This is a genomic window from Gemmatimonas sp. (assembly GCF_036405635.1).
Taxonomy (GTDB): domain Bacteria; phylum Gemmatimonadota; class Gemmatimonadetes; order Gemmatimonadales; family Gemmatimonadaceae; genus Gemmatimonas.
Map to the genome: position 1 here is coordinate 16646 of NZ_DASWXE010000206.1, position 17216 is coordinate 33861.

Below are 17216 nucleotides of genomic sequence, written 5' to 3' on the forward strand. Positions count from 1 at the left end.
CCGGCCAGTCGCTAGCCTGAACGTGTAACGATGCCCTAGTGACAGTCGATCGACGACTGAAGCCCAGGTCCAGATTCCAGCGTGCAGGTCACGCCGGGCAGACTGCTGTGGGTCGCCGTTGCTTTCCAAGCGGTGATCGCTCCATCGAATGTCAGCGTCACACCGGCAGATCCCTTTGGCACTGGCATGTTGGCGTAGGAGTTCTCAGAGGTGAACCGAGACTCCGCAGTCGTTGCAAGAGAATGCAAATCCGACTTCATCGCCGCCAGATAGGCCCGGCGCTTCGAATCGCCGAACTTGGCCACGGCCAACACCGCGAGTAATCCGATGATGGTCACGACCGCGAGCAGTTCGAGCAGCGTGAACCCGATGCGGCGTCGCATTCCGGTATTCAACATCATGCGTCTCCGTAGCGTGCAAGTTTACGGTACAGTGTGGACGGGTCGATCCCGAGCATGTCAGCTGCCCGGCTCTTGTTGCCCCCCTCGTTCTGCAGCACCCACTGGATATAGGCGCGCTCGATCGCTTCCAGCGTGGGGTTGACCGGGGCTTTTTCACTCACGAGGGGCTCGGCGCGACGCGCGGTCACGCGTTCCGGCAGGGCCTCGACCGAGATGTTGTTGCCACTGCACAGGATGACGGCCCGTTCCAGGGCGTTCTCCAGCTCACGCACATTGCCGGGCCAGGTATAGGCCATCAGCGCGTCCAGGGCGCTATCGGTGAGCAGCTTCGGCTCTTCTTTGCGCAACGACGCCGAGCGCGCGAGGAAACCTTCGGCCAACAACGGAATGTCGTCGGCACGCTGACGCAGAGGCGGCAAGTGCACCGCGATCACATTGAGACGGTAGAACAGATCGGCGCGGAATCCGCCCCGTTTGATCTCCTCCTCGAGGTCCCGATTGGTCGCCGCCAGCACGCGCGTATCCACCGTGACCGATTCCGTGGCACCGACCGGAATCACTTCGCGCTGTTGGAGCGCACGCAGCAGCTTGACCTGCGTGGACGGCGTGGTCTCGCCGATTTCGTCGAGAAAGAACGTGCCCTGATTGGCAGCGGCGAACAAACCCTGCTTGTCCTTCACGGCACCGGTGAACGATCCCTTCACGTGACCGAACAGTTCGCTCTCGAGGAGCGACTCCGGCAGGGCGCCGCAGTTGATCGACATGAAGCTGTGATCGGTGCGGGCGCTCAACTCATGAATGTAGCGGGCAATGACTTCTTTACCGGTACCTGACTCGCCCGTGATCAGCACGGTGGAATCGGTGGGCGCCACCGTCTCTGCCAGGCGCAACACTTCGAGCCAGCTCTTGCTGCGACCCACCGGACGCTGCGACGCATTGCGCTCGCGACGACGGATCTCCTGCTTGAGCACCTGATTCTCGACGCGCAGCTTGCGGTGTTCTGCCGCACGGCGAAGAATCGCGATCAACTCGTCGTTGCGAAACGGCTTCTGGATGTAGTAGAACGCCCCCTCATTCACCGCCTGCACCGCCGACTGCAACGTGGCCTGTGCCGTCATGAGGATGACCGGCACGTCGGGATCCATCTGGCGCGCAGAGCTGAGCACCTGCACGCCCGTGACGTCAGGCATCCGCACATCGGTGAGCACGATGTCCGGTCGCAGCTCGGGTAGCCGCTCAACACCCTGGCGTCCCCCCTGTGCAGTGAAAGGCGCGAAGCCCTCCGTCTTCAGCAGGATGCGCAGGGAATCGAGAATGCTCGTCTCGTCGTCGACGACGAGCACGCGCGGAGCATCTTCCGAAAGAGCGTAGGTCACGCGGCCACTCCAAGATGGCTGGAACTGGTGCTCACCGCTGACAGCGGCAAGACAATAGAAAAGCGCGTGCCCTGGGGGAGTGAATCCACCAACACCACGCCACGGTGTGCTTCGACAGCTCGATGTACGACAGGAAGGCCAAGCCCCGAGCCGCCGCTCTTGCTGGTCACAAACGGTTCGAACAGACGCTCCCGCAGCTCTGCGGGGATGCCCGGGCCGTCGTCGGTCACGCTGATCGCAATCAAGTCACCCGTGATGGCGGTGGTGGGCACGCCATGCGATGCGGGGTGATAGCGATCCACCTCCACGAAGACATGCCCTTCGCTGCCAAGCGCCTGAATGGCATTGAGCACGAGATTGAACACGGCGCGGTGCAGCAGGTCTTCGTCGCCATGCGTGCGTGGCAGATCAGGCACGACATCCACCGTGACCTGCACGCCGGGGGCACGATCGGGATGTGAAGCGGCCAGCATCGCAGCGGTGTGCGCAAGCGCGCCCAGATCCAACGTTTCCATGCGCGTCACGCGGGCACGCGCAAAGTCGAGGAAGTCGGCCAGCAATCGACTCAGGCGATCCGCTTCGCGCACCACAAGTCCGTGCAGGATACGCTCGTCTTCATCGGCGTCCACCTGACGCGACCGCCGCCGAGCCAACTGCTCGGTGGCGCTGCGAATGGAGGCCAAGGGATTGCGAATCTCGTGGGCCAGCGAGGCACTCAATTCCGCCACCGCTTGCAACCGCTCGGCGCGCACATTCAACGCCTGCAGCCGCTTGCTGTCCGAGATGTCCTGAAAGATGGCGGTGGCGCTGGTCGTGCCGTCTGCGCGTACGGCATCGGCCACCGTGGTGGTCACACCGATCTCAATCTCTTCGCCGTCGCGGAAGATCATCCCTTCCGCGCGTGTCGTCCGAACGTGGTCACGCGCGCTGTGCTCGAGCAGCTCGGCGAGCCGCGGCGCGACGCGCATCAGCAGCGGAAGGATCGGGTGTCCGGTGTGTCCCCGCAGATCTATCCCCAGCAACTCCGAGGCGGCCGGATTGGCGTACAGCAGAAAGCCGCGCCCATCGATGGTCATGATACCGGAGCGGATCGTGCGGAGGATGTCTGCCGCTTCGAGCTGCACCTTGATGAGCTGCGCGGCCAGGGCCTCGCGTCCGATGCCAGCCTGCCGGAGTCGCAATACCACAAACCCCGACCCGACGGCCACCACAGCGAAGACGCCGATCTGGACCGCCATGCCGATATACGGCGGGGTGCCAGGGCGGAGCCAGACGATATCCACTACATAGAGGGCGCACGCGCCGACCGCGACGACCAGGCCGCCACGAAAGGAAAGCAGCAGTGCGCCGCTCGCGATAACCAGGATGTAGAGGGCCGCGAACTGCGAACTCCAACCGCCGGTGATGTGCACGACCGCCGTCACCAGCAGCAGATCGAGGGCGCACTGCACGGCGTAGAACGCCGAACCAACGACCCGCCCCTCCATGCCTCGGTACATCACCGAGAGACCGGTGCCAAGAATCGCGCTCGCGAAAGTCAGCGTCGCGATGAGCGTGGAGGTCGGGTCTGCTTCGTTCCAGACGAACACCGCCGCCACCAGAATGGCGCAGGCGAGCACGGCACGGCCCAGCCAGACCCAGCGCAACATGCGCGAGGGATCGAGCATTTCCTGTACCGGAGCCTGCGGCAGGGCGGGCGTGTGACGCACGAAGTGGATCGTCTGGAAATCAGAGTCATGCAGAATGCAAGAGGAGCGGAATGCCCGACGGTCTTGCAGATTGCACTACTCTGACGAATTACCCGCCCCACCGTTTCCTTTCGGTATGATTGCCGACCCTGCGTTACCCGCCGAAGCCGAGATCACCCTCGGCACCATTTCGGTGCGTCTTCTGTTGGTGCTGCTACTGGTTCTGCTGAACGCCTTCTTCGTGGCCGCCGAGTTTGCGCTCGTGGCGGTACGACGCAGCCGCATCGATCAGATGGCGGCCGACGGCGACAAGAGTGCGCAGGTCGTCCAGCGCGCACTCAGCCAGCTCGACCGTTACATCTCCGGCACGCAGCTCGGTATCACCCTCGCCTCCCTGGCCCTTGGCTGGATCGGCGAACCGGCCCTGGCGGTGCTCGTCGACCGGGCGCTGCATCTGGTGGGCATCAACCCGAGCCCTGGTGCCGCCCATACGGGCGCCGGTATTGCCGTGGCGTTCCTGGTCATCACCTTCCTTCATATCGTGCTGGGCGAACTGGCCCCGAAGTCGGTGGCGCTGGCCAAGCCCGAGAGCGTGAGCCGCCTGATCGTGCGGCCGCTGATGGTGTTCTCGCAGGCCATGTCGCCGTTCATCGGGTTTCTCAACGGTACGGCCAACCGCATGCTCAAGGCGTTTGGTATCGAACCCGTGTCCGAAGGCGGACATGTGCACAGCCCGGAGGAGCTGCGGCTGCTGGTTATGCAGGCCCGCGCCCACGGCACGCTCGACGAATCCGACTCGGCCATGCTGGCCGGCGTGTTCGACTTCCACAACAAGCGGGCGGTGGACGTGATGCGCCCCCGCACCGAAATGGTGGCGATCGCGGAAGACGTGGACCGGAGCGAGCTCGCGCAGATCCTTCGCCGCGAGCGCTATTCGCGCTATCCGGTGTATCGCGAGACAGCCGACGATATCGTGGGTGTGTTCCTCGCGAAGGATTTCTGGCTGGCCGACAACCCCGAGACCTTCGAACTCCGACAGGTGTTGCGTGAGCCGTTGTTCGTACCGGCCACTCGCGCGGCGGAGCGTGTGCTCGACGACTTGCGTCGCACCCGTGCGCACCTGGCCGTGGTGCTCGACGAGTTCGGTGGCACCGCAGGGATTGTGACGATGGAAGATCTGGTCGAAGAGGTGGTCGGCGATATCTCCGACGAATACGACCCGCTCTCCCGCGATGCGTTGCTGTTCGACGGCGTGCTGGAACTGGCCGGCTCGATGTCGTTGGTGGACGTGCGCTCCGACCACAAGCTCCCCATCCCGGAGGGGGATTGGAGCACACTGGGCGGATATGCCTTTGCGACGCTGGGCCGATTGCCTCACGTGGGTGATCGTGTGGCGTATCCCGGCGGTGATCTCGAAGTGGTGGCGATGGACGGTCGTCGCGTGGCCGCCCTGCGCGTACACAAGCGCCCTGAGAGCATGGAAACGGCATCGTGAGTGCACACTCTGCTGAGACCAGTCTCGCGGTGGCGCCGGGTGTCTTCATTCCTCTGGACGAACTCGACATCCGGGCCATCTCCGGCGGTGGCCCTGGTGGGCAGCACGTCAACAAGAGTGCGACACGCATTGCCGTGCAGTGGAACGTGCGAACAACGCGCGCACTCCGCGATGAACAACGTGTGCGTGTTCTGGAGAAGCTGGCGTCACGGCTGGACAGCGACGGCGCATTGCGGATCGTGGCCGGCGAGTTCCGCAGCCAGCAGCAGAACCGACGCGCGGCGCTGGAGCGATTGCAGCACCTGATCAGTCACGCGTTGATCGTGCCACGTGTACGCCGCGCGACGCGCCCGACCCGCGGATCGGTGGAAGATCGCCTGAGTGACAAGCGCCGTCGTTCGGAGACGAAACAGCAACGCCGGCGCGATCACGGGGAGTGACCGGCCGGCGTCTCACGGTATGGCAAGCGTACTCGCTCAGAACGCGATGATGTTCACGCCGAGATAGTAGGTGATGAAGTCGACCCGGCCGCGAATGGGGATGGCCGGACGATCGTTCTCGAAGGCTTCCTTGACGCGCTGGTCGTTGAGGTAGCGCGCGTCGTCATGTCGCAGGAAGCGGGCACCCAGGTCGAGACGCACCGGATTTCGTCCGTTGTACACGCGGATATAAGCGCCTGCGGCCCCACCGTACGCCCACACCACATCACTCGAATTGGTGGTGCTGGCAAACGGCGTGTTGGTGTTGTCCGAGCCTTCGATGGTGCTCTGGGTGGCAAAGACCGTGAACCCACCGAGTGCGGTGGCGTACGGAGTGAACACACCCGTGGGGCCCAGCAGCTGGGGACCCGCGACCACGGAGAAGATGTTGCTGTTCGTACGCAGGTCGAGCTGGATCAGCCCACCCGTGCCAGACAATGGAATACGACGGCGGCTGTTCGCGTAATTCACGAACGAAAAGTCGCCCCGGAAATTGATGATGCTGTTCTGGTCGAGACCGCCGAGGAAGTAGGCGCCCAGTCCCCAGCCATTGCTGGTGTTCTTGGCAAAATCGCCCTTCGGCTCGGAGACCTGGGCATGAATACCAAAGGAGCCGCGGCCACTGGGGGCCGACTGGGCCGAAGCGGCAGAGAAAGCGACCAGCGTCGTCGCCATGGCCGCGAGAAGTGTCTTCGAGGTGCGCATGCGCTGCATTACGCCAATGGCACCGAAAGGTGTCACCGAGGGGCCCAAGCGCGCCTTCTGGATGCCGCTCCCCCAGCAATGCGGACATCCTGGGCGTATTTTGGGCAGTAGCGAACGGAACGCTGGCGGTGCTCAAGGGTGATATGGGCAACGTTTCCGAATGCCCGAATAGCGCCGGCCACCCCGACGGGGTCGTGCCTCACGGTTCGTGCCAGTCCCTCTGGTCGGGATTTGGTGCTGGATCGGCTCGCCGGGCCCCGAGCAGCATTCGCGGGTTCGGTCCGTTCATCAACGTGAAATGACGTGTCATCCAGACTGTCTGGCGGTTGGAACGCCGGGTAGCCTGGCTGTGCCATGTCTGCCCATGATCTGACGTCTCTCCCGCGAGCATGTCTGCACAGGCTACCCGAATCAATCAGCTGATCGCTGATGCGCTTGATCTCGATGTGGATCAGGCGCATTGGCGCGCCCTTACGCGCCAGGTTCCGCCTGATGATCCGCTCGCCGCGCGCATCCGTTCCATCGGCGGCGCGATCGACGTCGGCTACCTGGATAGGGATCTGGCGGCCGAGCAGGTCCAGGAGGCCATCTTGGATCCCCAGGGGCCGCTGGTCCTGCTCTGCGTGGGTGGTGAAGACGCAATTGTGGTGCGCCGGCAGCACTCAGGTGGAGCGTCCGCCGTTCGGGTCATGCGCAATGGTACCGACCGCTCCATCGACGCGTCTCCGAAGGAGTTGGCCCAGGCGGTGTTGCGGGAGTCTGGCCACCGGGGTCGAGTTCCGACCATGGCGCCCATGGCCCTGCGCTCGGCCGGTAGCGCACGTGGTGACCACGCGCCGCACAGCCCCATGCATACCCACGAGGAAGAGGAACTCCAACACCTCAACCCGGTGGATCGTACGATCGCTCTGCTCAGCCGCGAGCGGCGCGAAATTCTCACCGTGTTTTTCTATGCCACGCTCGCCGGTGGCCTGAGCCTTATCTTGCCGCTGGCCGTGGGCGGTATCGTGCAGCTCGTGCAGGGACGCCTCTTCCTGCAACCCGTGATCGTGCTGATCGCTCTGGTCATCTTTGGTACGATCGTCGCCGGGGTGCTGCAGATCGGTATCCTGCGGGTCGGTGAGCGCATCCAGCAGCGCGTGTTCGCACGCATGGCCATGGAGTTCGCGTTCCGCATTCCGCGCATGAAGTACGGTGCGTCGCTGGAGACGAACCTGCCCGAGAAGATGAACCGCCTGTTCGAAGCGGTCGCCATCCAGAAGGCACTCCAGAAGCTGCTCATCGACGTCCCCACTGCGCTGCTCACGGTCGCGTTCTCGCTGATCCTGCTGACGTTCTACAGTCCGTGGTTCTCGGTGTTCGCCATCGTCGTGGTGTTCATCCTGTACCTGATCATCCGGTGGACTGGCCCCGAAGGCATGTCCACCTCCATCGACGAATCGAAGTACAAGTACAAGGCCGTGCACCTGCTGCAGGAAATCGCACGCGCCATGCACGCCTTCAAGTACGCCGGCGACTCCACCCTCCCGGTGGAAAAAATGGACGGCGTGGTCACCAGCTACATCCACTATCGCAAGCGACACTTCGCGGTGCTGGTGAAGCAGACCGTCGCGCTCATCGGCTTCAAGACGTTCATCACGGCCGCCGTGCTCATCCTCGGCGCTGCGCTCGTGCAGTCCAACCAGATGCTGCTCGGCCAGTTCGTCGCCGCCGAAGTGGTGATCGTGACCGTGCTGGTGGGCGTGGAAAAACTCATCACGAGCCTGGCCACCGTGTATGACATGCTCACGTCAGTGGACAAGGCCGGGCATGTGAGCGACCTCCCGCTCGAGCCGCGAGGCGGCCTCGCGGCCACGCACGACCCGAGCAAGGGGATCGCCATCGAAGCCCGTGAGGTGCGATACCGATATCCCGGTGCCTCGCATGCCAGTGTGGCGGGTGTTTCGGTGCGCATCGAGCCCGGCCAGCGCGTGTGCATCATGGGCGTGGACGGTTCCGGTCGTAGCACACTGCTCAAGCTGCTGGGTGGCCTGATGGAAGACTACGACGGCACGTTGCGGTTCGATGGGGTGACGTTGCGTGACCTCGATCGCCCCGCCCTGCGCACCCGTATCGGCCAGATGCTGTCGTGGTCCGACCTGTTCGACGGCTCGGTGGAAGAGAACGTGTCGGTGGGTCGTGCGCACATCACGCCGCGGGATGTCCAGCAAGCGCTGGACGATCTCGATATCAACGATGCCGTGCAGCTCCTGCCGCAGGGCATTCGCACCGAGATCACCAACGGCGGCCGCAACCTGCCGGCGCACCTCGCGAACAAGTTGCTCATCGCGCAGGGTATCGTGGGCAACCCGCGACTCGTTGTGCTCGACGACTTCTTCCAGAACCTCGATGCGTCGTCACGTACCCATATCATCCGGTTGCTCACCGACCGCAGCCGTCCGTGGACGGTCGTGGCCGTGTCGCACGACCCGCAGTTGCTGAGCGCCTTCGATCGTGTGCTGATCGTGGAGAATGGACGCATCGTGTGTGAGGGCAGTTTCAACGACCTCCGCAACGATGCGGTGTGCAAGAACCTGCTGCACGAATTTGCGAACGACTTCACTGCGGAAGGTGCCTGATCATGGCCGGTTCCGATCACCTCGATGTCGAACGCGAGCTGAAGCACCTCCCGCTCGAAACCGCCACCCTGCTGGGTACCGCCAACACCAGCCGCATCGTCTCACGCTGGCTGATCGGTATCCTGTTGGTATTGGTGGCCATCATGTTCCTGCCTTGGCAGCAGAACGTGCAGGGTATGGGTTTTGTGACGGCGCTCAGCCCTGCCGACCGCCCGCAGCAGTTGCAGTCGCGTATCGACGGCCGCATCGAGGCGTGGTATGTGGGGGAAGGTCAGTTCGTGAAGAAGGGCGACTCCATCGTGCGCATTTCGGAGATCAAGGAGGAATACCTCAATCCGAACGTGCTGCCGCTGACCGTGGCCCAGCAGGAGGCGAAGCAGGAGGCCATTGGCGAGAAGCTCAACAAGGCCGCGGCACTGGCGACGCAGATCGAACAGCTGGAGCAGCAACGCGAACTCAAGCTGCAGCAAACGCGCAACAAGGTCTTGCAGTACCAGGCCGAGTTGCGGCAGGTGGTGCTCGAGGACAGCGTGGCCCGCGATCAGTTGCGACGTCGCGAGCGGTTGTTCCGTGACTCGCTGGGCCTCGTGTCGGTCAACGACATGCAGTCCTTCCAGGTGAAGGCGCAGCAGACGGCGGCCAAGCTGGTTGAGAAGCAACAGATGTTGGCCATCACGGAAACGGACCTGTCGAGCATTCCTGCGGAGTACGGCGAGAAGATTTCCAAGTCCCGATCGGACCGCGCGGCCACGCTGGCCGAAGTGAGCGAGGGGCGCTCGGAAGTGGCCAAGCTGCAGGACAAGGTCGGTTCACTCACCCTGCGCAGTTCGTTCTACGTGATCGAGGCGCCACAGGACGGCTATGTCGTCCGCGCCACGCGTGCTGGGCCGGGCGTCATCGTGAAGGTGGGTGAGCCCATCGTCTCGGTGCAGCCGGCCCGTCCGCAGAAGGCCGTCGAACTGTACGTCAAGCCGATGGACGTGGCCCTGCTCAAGCCGGGCCGTCATGTGCGTGTGTTCTTCGACGGCTGGCCGGCGCTGCAGTTCTCCGGCTGGCCACAGGTGGCTGTGGGTACGTTTGGTGCCATTGTTGCCGTGATCGACCAGTTCCCCAGTGCCGATGGTCGTTTCCGCGTGCTGCTCGTGCAGGACACCACGCACGACGAACCGTGGCCGGCGCAGCTCCGCCTCGGAACCGGCGCGGAAGGTTGGGCCATGCTCGACAAGGTGACGGTCGGCTGGGAAATCTGGCGACAGCTGAACGGCTTCCCGTTGTCCATCAAGGCGAGCGATGCGCCGCCAGGCGATCTGGTGGCCGGCGACAGTGAAGCCAAGGGTGCGGCAGGCAAGAGCGGCAGCTCGGGAGCAGGAGGCTCGAAGTGAGTCGCATGCACCCGCTGGCCCGCTGGGTGACAGCAAGCACCATCATCGCCACGCTGTTCCTGCCCGACGTTGCATCCGCGCAGGCCGACAGCACACGTGCGATCGGCACAGCCACGAGCACCAGCGCGTTGCTTGGGGTGCGCGTGGATACAAGCGGCACGCCGTACACCTTTCCCGCCTTCATCGACGAGCTGCTGGGCAATCACCCCGTGGCGCAGCAGGCGCGCCTGGTGGCCGAACAGGCGCGCGCTGAACTGCGCATGGCGTGGGGCGCGTTCGATCCCAAAGTCTCAGCCAAGTGGGACCAGAAGCGTTCAGGCGGCACCGAGTACTACAACTACCTGAACTCCGAACTGAAAATTCCGCTGCCCATCGGCGCTGACGTCACGCTGGCGTACGACCGCACGATGGGACGCTACTTCAATCCGGACCGGCGCACCGACGGCAACGGCACCTTTGCCGCGGGCATCTCCATTCCTCTCGGCCAGCGCATCATCACCGACGAACGGCGCACCGCGCTCACGCAGGCGCGGGCCGCGCGCGACGCCGGTGATGCCGAACGCCTGGGCATCGTCAACAAGCTGCTGTACTCGGCGGCCAAAGACTACGGCTCGTGGTACGAGAGCTGGCGTCGCCGGGCGATTGCACAGGAAGGCGAAGCACTCGCCGCGTTCCGTCTGCAGGCCGTGCGTGCCCGCGTGAACAACGGCGAAAGCGCGCCCATCGACACGGTGGAAGCGTTGCTCGAATTGCAGCGGCGGCAGGTCAGTCGCTACGAAGCCGAGGCGTCGTTTTACATGTCGTCGCTGCACCTCACGGCCTACCTGTGGGATCCGGAAGGCCGGCCCGCTTCCCTGCCCGATGATGCGAAGCCGGTGCTGCATGGGCTTGGCCGTGGCGGCATCGATTCCACGCAGTTGAGCGCGCTCGTCGACCGGGCCGTGCAGCGCAATCCGGAGTTGGCCAAGGTGCAGGCCAAGATCCGGCAGGCATCCGCCGAACGTCTGCTGGCGGCCCAGGGCATCCTGCCGTTTGCCGAAGGCAAGCTGGCGGGGATCGCCGAGCGTGGGTCGGATGAATCGTTCTTCAATCGCGATCGGCTCGACGACAACTACAAGGCCGCGCTCGTGATCTCGTCTCCGCTCCTGTTCCTCAAGGAGACGGGCAAGTTCAACGCGACCGACGCCAAGCTCGACTTCCAGCGTCTCGAGCGTGATCTGGTGCGCCGGGACATCGAGATCGACGCCCGCACGGCCATCTTCGATCTCGCCAACCTCCAGCGGCTGCTCGTGGCGCAGGAGGCCAACGTGCGTAATGCCCGCCTGCTGCGAGACGCCGAACAGGTGCGTTTCGAGAATGGTGAAAGCACCCTGCTTATCCTGAATCTGCGCGAGCGGCTGGTACTGGATGAGGCGGGCAAGCTGGCCTCGCTCGAAGCGAAGGTGGCATCGGCACGCGGCGCGCTGGTGCTGGCCACCGGTGACCGGTCACTCCTGACGATCCCGTAGTACCTTCCGTGGATGGTTGATCCACGGCTTCCCTCCGCTTCAGGCAGCACCTCCGGCGAGCGCACCCTCTGCACCGCGTTGACTGCCCCGTCCGCTGCCACGCTCACGACCAGGTCCGATGTCACGCCCCGCTGAACCGCTGACGCAGGAACAGGTGCGCGGCCTCATCGATGGGGTGCTCACGCGGCCGGCGCAGGAGGGGGCGCGCATTCTCGCTCTGCTGTGGCTGCACCAGTTGGTCGCCGCGCGGGCGGCATGGAAGGCGTCCACCGAGGCGGCGGCTGAAGTAGAGCGACCCGCAGATGCGGCACCCGACGGCAAGACCGACACGACATCGGAATCGCGTGACCTGCTGCACAAGGCGCGCGTGAGTCTTCGCCGTTTGCGGGCCACGCTGCGTGAGAACACGCGGGTGCTGGACGATGTGGTCAACCGCCGGACGATGCGTGCCCTGCGGCGACTTGGTCGTGAAACCGGCGACGCGCGTGATCTGGATGTGCATCGCGAGTGGCTCGATGCAAATCTCGAAGTGCTGACACCGGAAGCCCGCGCCGAAGCGGAGACGCTGCGGGCGCGACTGGCGCGCAAGCCGGACAGTTCCGCGCAGGCGATCGAGCGGGCGTTTGCCCGGCGGCTCGATCCGATGGTTGCCGATCTGATGGCCGCGCTGGGCACGTATCGATTGCGCCTGCCGGTGGGTGTGAAGCCTGCACCGGTGAGCCTGGCGCGACATCTCGCCGCGATCCTGCAGCGATCCGGCGATCGCCTCCGGCGCGACCTGGAGAATGTTCGCGGCATGGACGAGTCCCAGGAGGAGTTGCACGAGCTGCGTATCCGGCTCAAGCGGCAGCGGGCCCTGCTGGCGCCGTTCGTGAAGACAGACCGGCGCGTGGGCGCGTGGTTCACGCTGGCCACGCGTGGACAGGACCAGCTTGGTGCGATGCGCGATGCGATTCTCCTCGCGGAGCGGGCTCGTCGTCATCGGCTGCCATATCTCGAAGCGGCACTGCGCGACCAGGCTTTGTCCTATCATGCCGCATTCTCGACAGACTGGCTGCAGGCAGAGTCGCCGTTCTCGCTGCTCGACGAGGCACGTGAAGCCCTGCGCGCACAGGGCGCACCTCGGGAGTCGGCGAGCGGGCTGCCGCTCGAGATCGAGCGCAAGTTCTTGCTGCGTGAATGTCCGCCGGCCGTGCGCGCTGTGCGCCCCACGCTGATCGATCAGGGGTGGCTGCCGGGCAAGGCGCTCAAGGAGCGCTTGCGTCGTCGCACCGAACCCGATGGCACGATATCCTGCTGGCGCACGATCAAACTCGGCCCTGTGAAGGCGCGCATCGAGGTGGAAGAGGCGACCACGCCGGAGCTCTTTGCCTCGATGTGGCCGCTCACGCGTCTCTCGCGTGTGCGCAAGGAACGCTACACCATCGCCGAAGGGCATCATCACTGGGAGATCGACGTGTTCCTGGATCGTCAGCTCGTGCTGGCAGAGGTGGAACTCGAGTCGATGGAAGAACCCGTGACCCCACCGGCCTGGCTTGCCCCGTACATCGTACGTGAGGTGACCGGGGAAGCGGCGTACTTCAACTCCGAGCTGGCGCGGCTCGACGCATGAGGCGTGCGCGATGATGATCTCGATGCTGGCCCTTCGCGACCGACGTGCGCGTGTCGTGGGCTATTTCGTATCGGGATGCCCGGACGACGTGCGCAACAGCGGTGGCCCCGACGAAGAAGCCAAACGGCTGGTCGAGCGGGTGCCCACCCTGGCGCGACTCGCCGGCCGCAGCGTGATCGTCCCCGTCACGCCCACACTGGTGCGCGAGGGCGCCATCACGCGTTTTGCGTCGGTGGATGCCGTGTGGCTATTGGCCACGGAAGCACTGGACGATCCGGCCACTCGCCGCGCGGTCGACCGCCTGATCGGCGCAGGCTTTCAGTTCGCGCTACTGGGCTATCCGGAAGGAGAACCGCTGCCGCCGTCGCTCACCGGCAGCACCATCCTGCTCGATGCTGCGCGCACTGCACCGGCCACCCTCGAGGCGCGCATCCGCGTGCTCAACGAAGCCGGCCTGCGTCCGCTCGTGCGCGGTGTGGACGATCGCGTCACCCGGCACCGCGTGCTGAACGCCGGCGCGCCGCTCTATTGTGGCCGGCAGCTCACGCGCGGCGCTTCTGTCGCGCCGGATCGCACCACCGAAGACAGCATCATCCGCGCCATCATGGTGCTCGCCGCCTTCGCCGATGGTCGTCCGCCCGATGCGGAGTTCGACGCATTTGTACGCGACGATCCGCATGTCGCCGCGTCCTTGCTCAAGGCGATGTCGTCGGCCTCGCTCGGCGTGCGTGGCCCGCGTTCCGTATCGCACGCCCTCACCATGCTCGGCCGCGACGCCATCATGGAGCGCATGGTGGCTGTGATTGCACGCCTGATCGGAGAGGCGGCGCAGGATCCAGAACTCGCCTTTCTCACGCTGCGTCGCGCGCGCCTGTGCGAACGGGTGGGCACCGCCCTCGATACCACGCCACACCCGCGGGCCCGTGTCATCGCGGGACTGCTCTCCACGCTCGAGTTTGCCCTGGGTTCCCCGGGGCCAGTCATAGCGCAGCGCCTGTCGTTGCCGCCAGCGCTCAAGGACGTATTGGTCGATCGCGCGCAGCCACTGGGACAGTTGCTCGATGTGGTGGACGCCATGGACTACGGCTGGTGGGATGACATGTTGTATCGCTCCCAACGCCTCGGCGTGCGCCCTCGGGTGATCGCCGAAGCCTGGACCGACGCCTGGCGTGCGGCACGCGACGAACTGGGTATTACCCGCGCCGACGGCTTCTGATCGACGGACCTCTCCGCAGATAGATTTCGCACATGAGTGAGCACGCGAAGCAGTACCTGATCGACCGGTTCCACGAGGACGCGCACGCCCTGCGTGAGCGGGTCGCCACCATGCAGCGCGGCGTGCAGGTGCCCGGCCCCGATGCGGCCACCTCGGAGCGGATGGCGGCGGCATGCGACGATGTCGCCGCCCTGGTTGCCTCCGTGGCCACACAGGACGATGCCACAGCGATCGACACATGGGTCGCGGCCGTGGTCACGCAGCTCGAGGAGCGTCAGCGCGGCAAGGCGCTGCACCCGGCCGTGCGCGCCGTATATGCCGGCGGTATCGCCCGCGTGCGTGAAGTGGCCGAAGCGGAGAAGCGAGATGAGTCGCGGTAAGCGCGCACCGGAAGAACAGGACGACGACAACGACGGCCTGCCCGCTGGCCGGGTACGCCTCGACAAATGGCTGTGGGCAGCGCGCTTCTTCAAGACACGTGCGCTGGCCGCCGAAGCCATCGACGGCGGCAAGGCCGACGTGAACGGTGAACGGGCCAAGCGTGCCAAGCCCGTGCAAGCCGGCGACGAAGTTCACCTGCGTCAGGGTCCCATCGAATGGCACCTCAAGGTGCTCGACGTGTCCGCGCGACGCGGCTCCGCTGAGATCGCGCGCCAGTTGTATGAAGAAACCGAGCAGGGTCGCGTGCGCCGCGAACGGGTGAGCGAGCAGCTGCGCTCGATGCCCACGGCTTTTGCCTATGGTGACAGCAGGCCAGGCAAGCGTGACCGTCGCGCACTGCGCAAACTCAAAGGCGAAGACTGAAAGCACGCCCCGTGCTTGGCACTGGGCTTAGCCCAGGCTGAATACAGCATCACGGCTGCACTGAACTTATCGCGCGGACTTGTTCCACCAGCGCGCCCGTCGTCGTGTCATGGTGCAGCGTGATCGTCGCCACGCGTGATCGTATCGCCTCATCGACCGGCGACGCATCGTCATGCACCAGCAGCGTCACGCGTCCATCGGACACCGCCTTGGCCAGTTCGGCAGGCCGTGAGGCGAGACGCACCACATGTCCCGCCTCTCGCAACGCGCGATCGTACGCCAGGCGCTGCGTACGATCGGCGAGATACACGACGACGAGCATTCCACTCACCGCACGGCGGCGATGGCCGAGATCTCCACCATGATGCCGCGCAGCGATGCGCCCACCACGGCGCGCGTGGGATAGGGCGGTGAGAACACCGTACGATAGATGCGATCGAACTCGCCCCAGTCGTCTTCATCGACGAGATAGACGGTCACACTGACCACGTCGGCCAACGTGGCACCACCCGTGCGCACCACGCGTTCCAGATTGGCGAGGGTGTAGCGCACCTGCTCTTCAAATGTCGTGCCCACGATTTGGCCGGTGGCCGGGTCACGCGGTGTCTGTCCCGATACGAACAACAACGACGCGCCATTTGCGGTGCGCACGCCCGGCGAGTAGGCTCCCGCAGGCGGCGGAAGATCGGGGAGCATCACCGATGACCACGCGCGCGCGGTCGATTCGTTCGGCGTGCTGGACGAAGCGGACGATTCTGCAGGCATCTCTCGGTTGGCAGGAGGAATTGCAGTGGCAACGTATCTCGAACAGCTCGAGACTCCGGTCCCGGTCGTCGATCTCGACCGGCTCGCTCTCAATCTGGACCGGATGGCCGCATACGTCACCCTGCACGGACTCAAACTCCGGCCTCACGTGAAGACGCACAAGTCGCCACGCATCGCCGCCGAGCAGTTGCGGCTTGGTGCGGTGGGGCTGTCATGTGCCACGTTGCGTGAAGCGGAAGTGATGTCGGAAGTGTGTGACGACTTGCTCATCGCGTATCCGCCGGTCGGCGCCGCACGCCTGGAACGACTGGCACGACTGCCCAAGGATGTGCGCGTCTCGGTGGCCGCTGACGACATCCAATCGCTCGATGCGCTCTCGGTGGCCGCACGTCTGGGCCAGCGCACATTCGATGTGCGCGTGGAAGTGGATCTCGGCATGCATCGCGTCGGTGTGCAGACACCGGAGAAGGCCGTCGCAATCGCACGGCAGATCGACCGCACGACGGGACTCGAGTTCGCGGGACTGCAGTTCTATCCCGGACACATTCGTGCCAATGTGGGCGAGCAGGATGATCTCGTGCGCAAGGTGGGCAAGGACCTCGGCGTTTTCATCGATGCCCTCACCGAGGCGGGGCTGCCACCGCGTGTGGTGAGCGGCGGCTCGACGCCTGCCGCATGGCGTATGCACGAGATTCCCGGCGTGACCGAAGTGCGTCCTGGCACGTACGTGTACAACGACCGCACCACGGCGAGCATCGGTGCGTGTGACTGGGACGATTGTGCGCTGACCGTACTGGCCACCGTGGTGAGTGTGGCTGTGAAGGGACAGGCGGTGATCGATGCCGGGACCAAGACGCTGGGCCGGGAGCCGCTGCGCGCCGAGGGGGATGGGTTTGCGATGGTGCAGGATCATCCCGATGTGTTCGTGACGCGATTGTCAGAGGAGCATGGCATTCTCGATCTGTCGCGCACGTCATGGCGCCCACGCCTTGGCGATCAGGTGCGCCTCGTGCCGAATCATGTGTGCATCGTGGTGCACCACTTCGACGAGATCATCGGCGTGCGGGGCCATGCAGTCGAGACCCGTTGGCCGGTGGCTGCGCGTGGCCGTGCCTCCAATCAGGATTTCGACAACACGCCCAGCAAGCCGCGCGCGGTCTGAGTGAA

General features: G+C 64.8%; 16 protein-coding genes. 10 read left to right on the plus strand and 6 right to left on the minus strand.

What is annotated here, in order from left to right:
• Positions 1–35: 35 nt before the first annotated feature.
• From VGE27_RS16175 to VGE27_RS16185, 3 genes are read right to left on the minus strand one after another with little or no spacing between them, the layout of a single operon-like run.
• Positions 36–401 (minus strand): type IV pilin protein, encoded by a 366-nt coding sequence (locus VGE27_RS16175; protein WP_331050711.1) that lies wholly within the window; start codon positions 399–401, stop codon positions 36–38.
• Positions 398–1777 (minus strand): sigma-54 dependent transcriptional regulator, encoded by a 1380-nt coding sequence (locus tag VGE27_RS16180; protein WP_331050712.1) that lies wholly within the window; start codon positions 1775–1777, stop codon positions 398–400. The genes VGE27_RS16175 and VGE27_RS16180 overlap by 4 nt, the downstream gene beginning before the upstream one ends.
• Positions 1774–3486: a two-component system sensor histidine kinase NtrB gene (locus VGE27_RS16185; protein ID WP_331050713.1), complete on the minus strand. Its 1713-nt coding sequence runs from the start codon at positions 3484–3486 to the stop codon at positions 1774–1776. The genes VGE27_RS16180 and VGE27_RS16185 overlap by 4 nt, the downstream gene beginning before the upstream one ends.
• Before the next feature lie 115 nt (positions 3487–3601).
• Between VGE27_RS16185 and VGE27_RS16190 the strand changes: the two genes are divergently transcribed.
• Both VGE27_RS16190 and arfB read left to right on the plus strand, forming a co-directional pair.
• Positions 3602–4960 (plus strand): hemolysin family protein, encoded by a 1359-nt coding sequence (locus tag VGE27_RS16190; protein WP_331050714.1) that lies wholly within the window; start codon positions 3602–3604, stop codon positions 4958–4960.
• Complete coding sequence (gene arfB / locus VGE27_RS16195; protein WP_331050715.1) at positions 4957–5400, plus strand: alternative ribosome rescue aminoacyl-tRNA hydrolase ArfB; 444 nt, start codon at positions 4957–4959, stop codon at positions 5398–5400. The genes VGE27_RS16190 and arfB overlap by 4 nt, the downstream gene beginning before the upstream one ends.
• 36 nt (positions 5401–5436) lie before the next feature.
• On the opposite strand, the gene VGE27_RS16200 is transcribed toward arfB, so the two are convergent.
• Entirely contained in the window at positions 5437–6144 is a 708-nt protein-coding gene (locus VGE27_RS16200; RefSeq protein ID WP_331050716.1) for a hypothetical protein, read from the minus strand.
• Positions 6145–6533: 389 nt separating this feature from the next.
• On the opposite strand from VGE27_RS16200, the gene VGE27_RS16205 reads away from it, so the two are divergent.
• The 7 genes from VGE27_RS16205 (at position 6534) to VGE27_RS16235 (ending at position 15284) form a co-directional block, all read left to right on the plus strand.
• On the plus strand, positions 6534–8762 hold the full coding sequence (locus VGE27_RS16205) for an ABC transporter ATP-binding protein (protein WP_331050717.1): 2229 nt from the start codon (positions 6534–6536) through the stop codon (positions 8760–8762).
• A 2-nt stretch (positions 8763–8764) separates the two neighbouring features.
• Positions 8765–10144, plus strand: a complete 1380-nt coding sequence (locus VGE27_RS16210) for an HlyD family secretion protein (RefSeq protein WP_331050718.1) — start codon at positions 8765–8767, stop codon at positions 10142–10144.
• Between the two features lie 5 nt (positions 10145–10149).
• Positions 10150–11652, plus strand: a complete 1503-nt coding sequence (locus VGE27_RS16215) for a TolC family protein (RefSeq protein ID WP_331050736.1) — start codon at positions 10150–10152, stop codon at positions 11650–11652.
• 118 nt (positions 11653–11770) lie between these two features.
• The gene (locus tag VGE27_RS16220) at positions 11771–13264 is read left to right on the plus strand and encodes a CHAD domain-containing protein (protein ID WP_331050719.1); all 1494 of its coding nucleotides are present in this window, start codon (positions 11771–11773) and stop codon (positions 13262–13264) included.
• Between the two features lie 10 nt (positions 13265–13274).
• Entirely contained in the window at positions 13275–14480 is a 1206-nt protein-coding gene (locus tag VGE27_RS16225; protein ID WP_331050720.1) for an HDOD domain-containing protein, read from the plus strand.
• A 32-nt stretch (positions 14481–14512) separates the two neighbouring features.
• Entirely contained in the window at positions 14513–14860 is a 348-nt protein-coding gene (locus VGE27_RS16230) for a hypothetical protein (RefSeq protein WP_331050721.1), read from the plus strand.
• Entirely contained in the window at positions 14847–15284 is a 438-nt protein-coding gene (locus VGE27_RS16235; protein ID WP_331050722.1) for an RNA-binding S4 domain-containing protein, read from the plus strand. Before VGE27_RS16230 ends, VGE27_RS16235 begins: the two co-directional genes overlap by 14 nt.
• Before the next feature lie 49 nt (positions 15285–15333).
• Here the strand turns inward: VGE27_RS16235 and VGE27_RS16240 are convergent, their stop codons facing one another.
• Positions 15334–15615: a hypothetical protein gene (locus VGE27_RS16240; protein WP_331050723.1), complete on the minus strand. Its 282-nt coding sequence runs from the start codon at positions 15613–15615 to the stop codon at positions 15334–15336.
• Positions 15612–16049 carry a RidA family protein gene (locus VGE27_RS16245; protein ID WP_331050724.1) on the minus strand — a complete coding sequence of 146 codons (438 nt, stop codon included), beginning with the start codon at positions 16047–16049 and terminating at the stop codon, positions 15612–15614. Before VGE27_RS16245 ends, VGE27_RS16240 begins: the two co-directional genes overlap by 4 nt.
• 25 nt (positions 16050–16074) lie before the next feature.
• Here VGE27_RS16245 and VGE27_RS16250 point away from each other — a divergent pair, with 25 nt between their 5' ends.
• Positions 16075–17211: an alanine racemase gene (locus tag VGE27_RS16250; RefSeq protein WP_331050725.1), complete on the plus strand. Its 1137-nt coding sequence runs from the start codon at positions 16075–16077 to the stop codon at positions 17209–17211.
• The last annotated feature ends 5 nt before the right edge of the window (positions 17212–17216 follow it).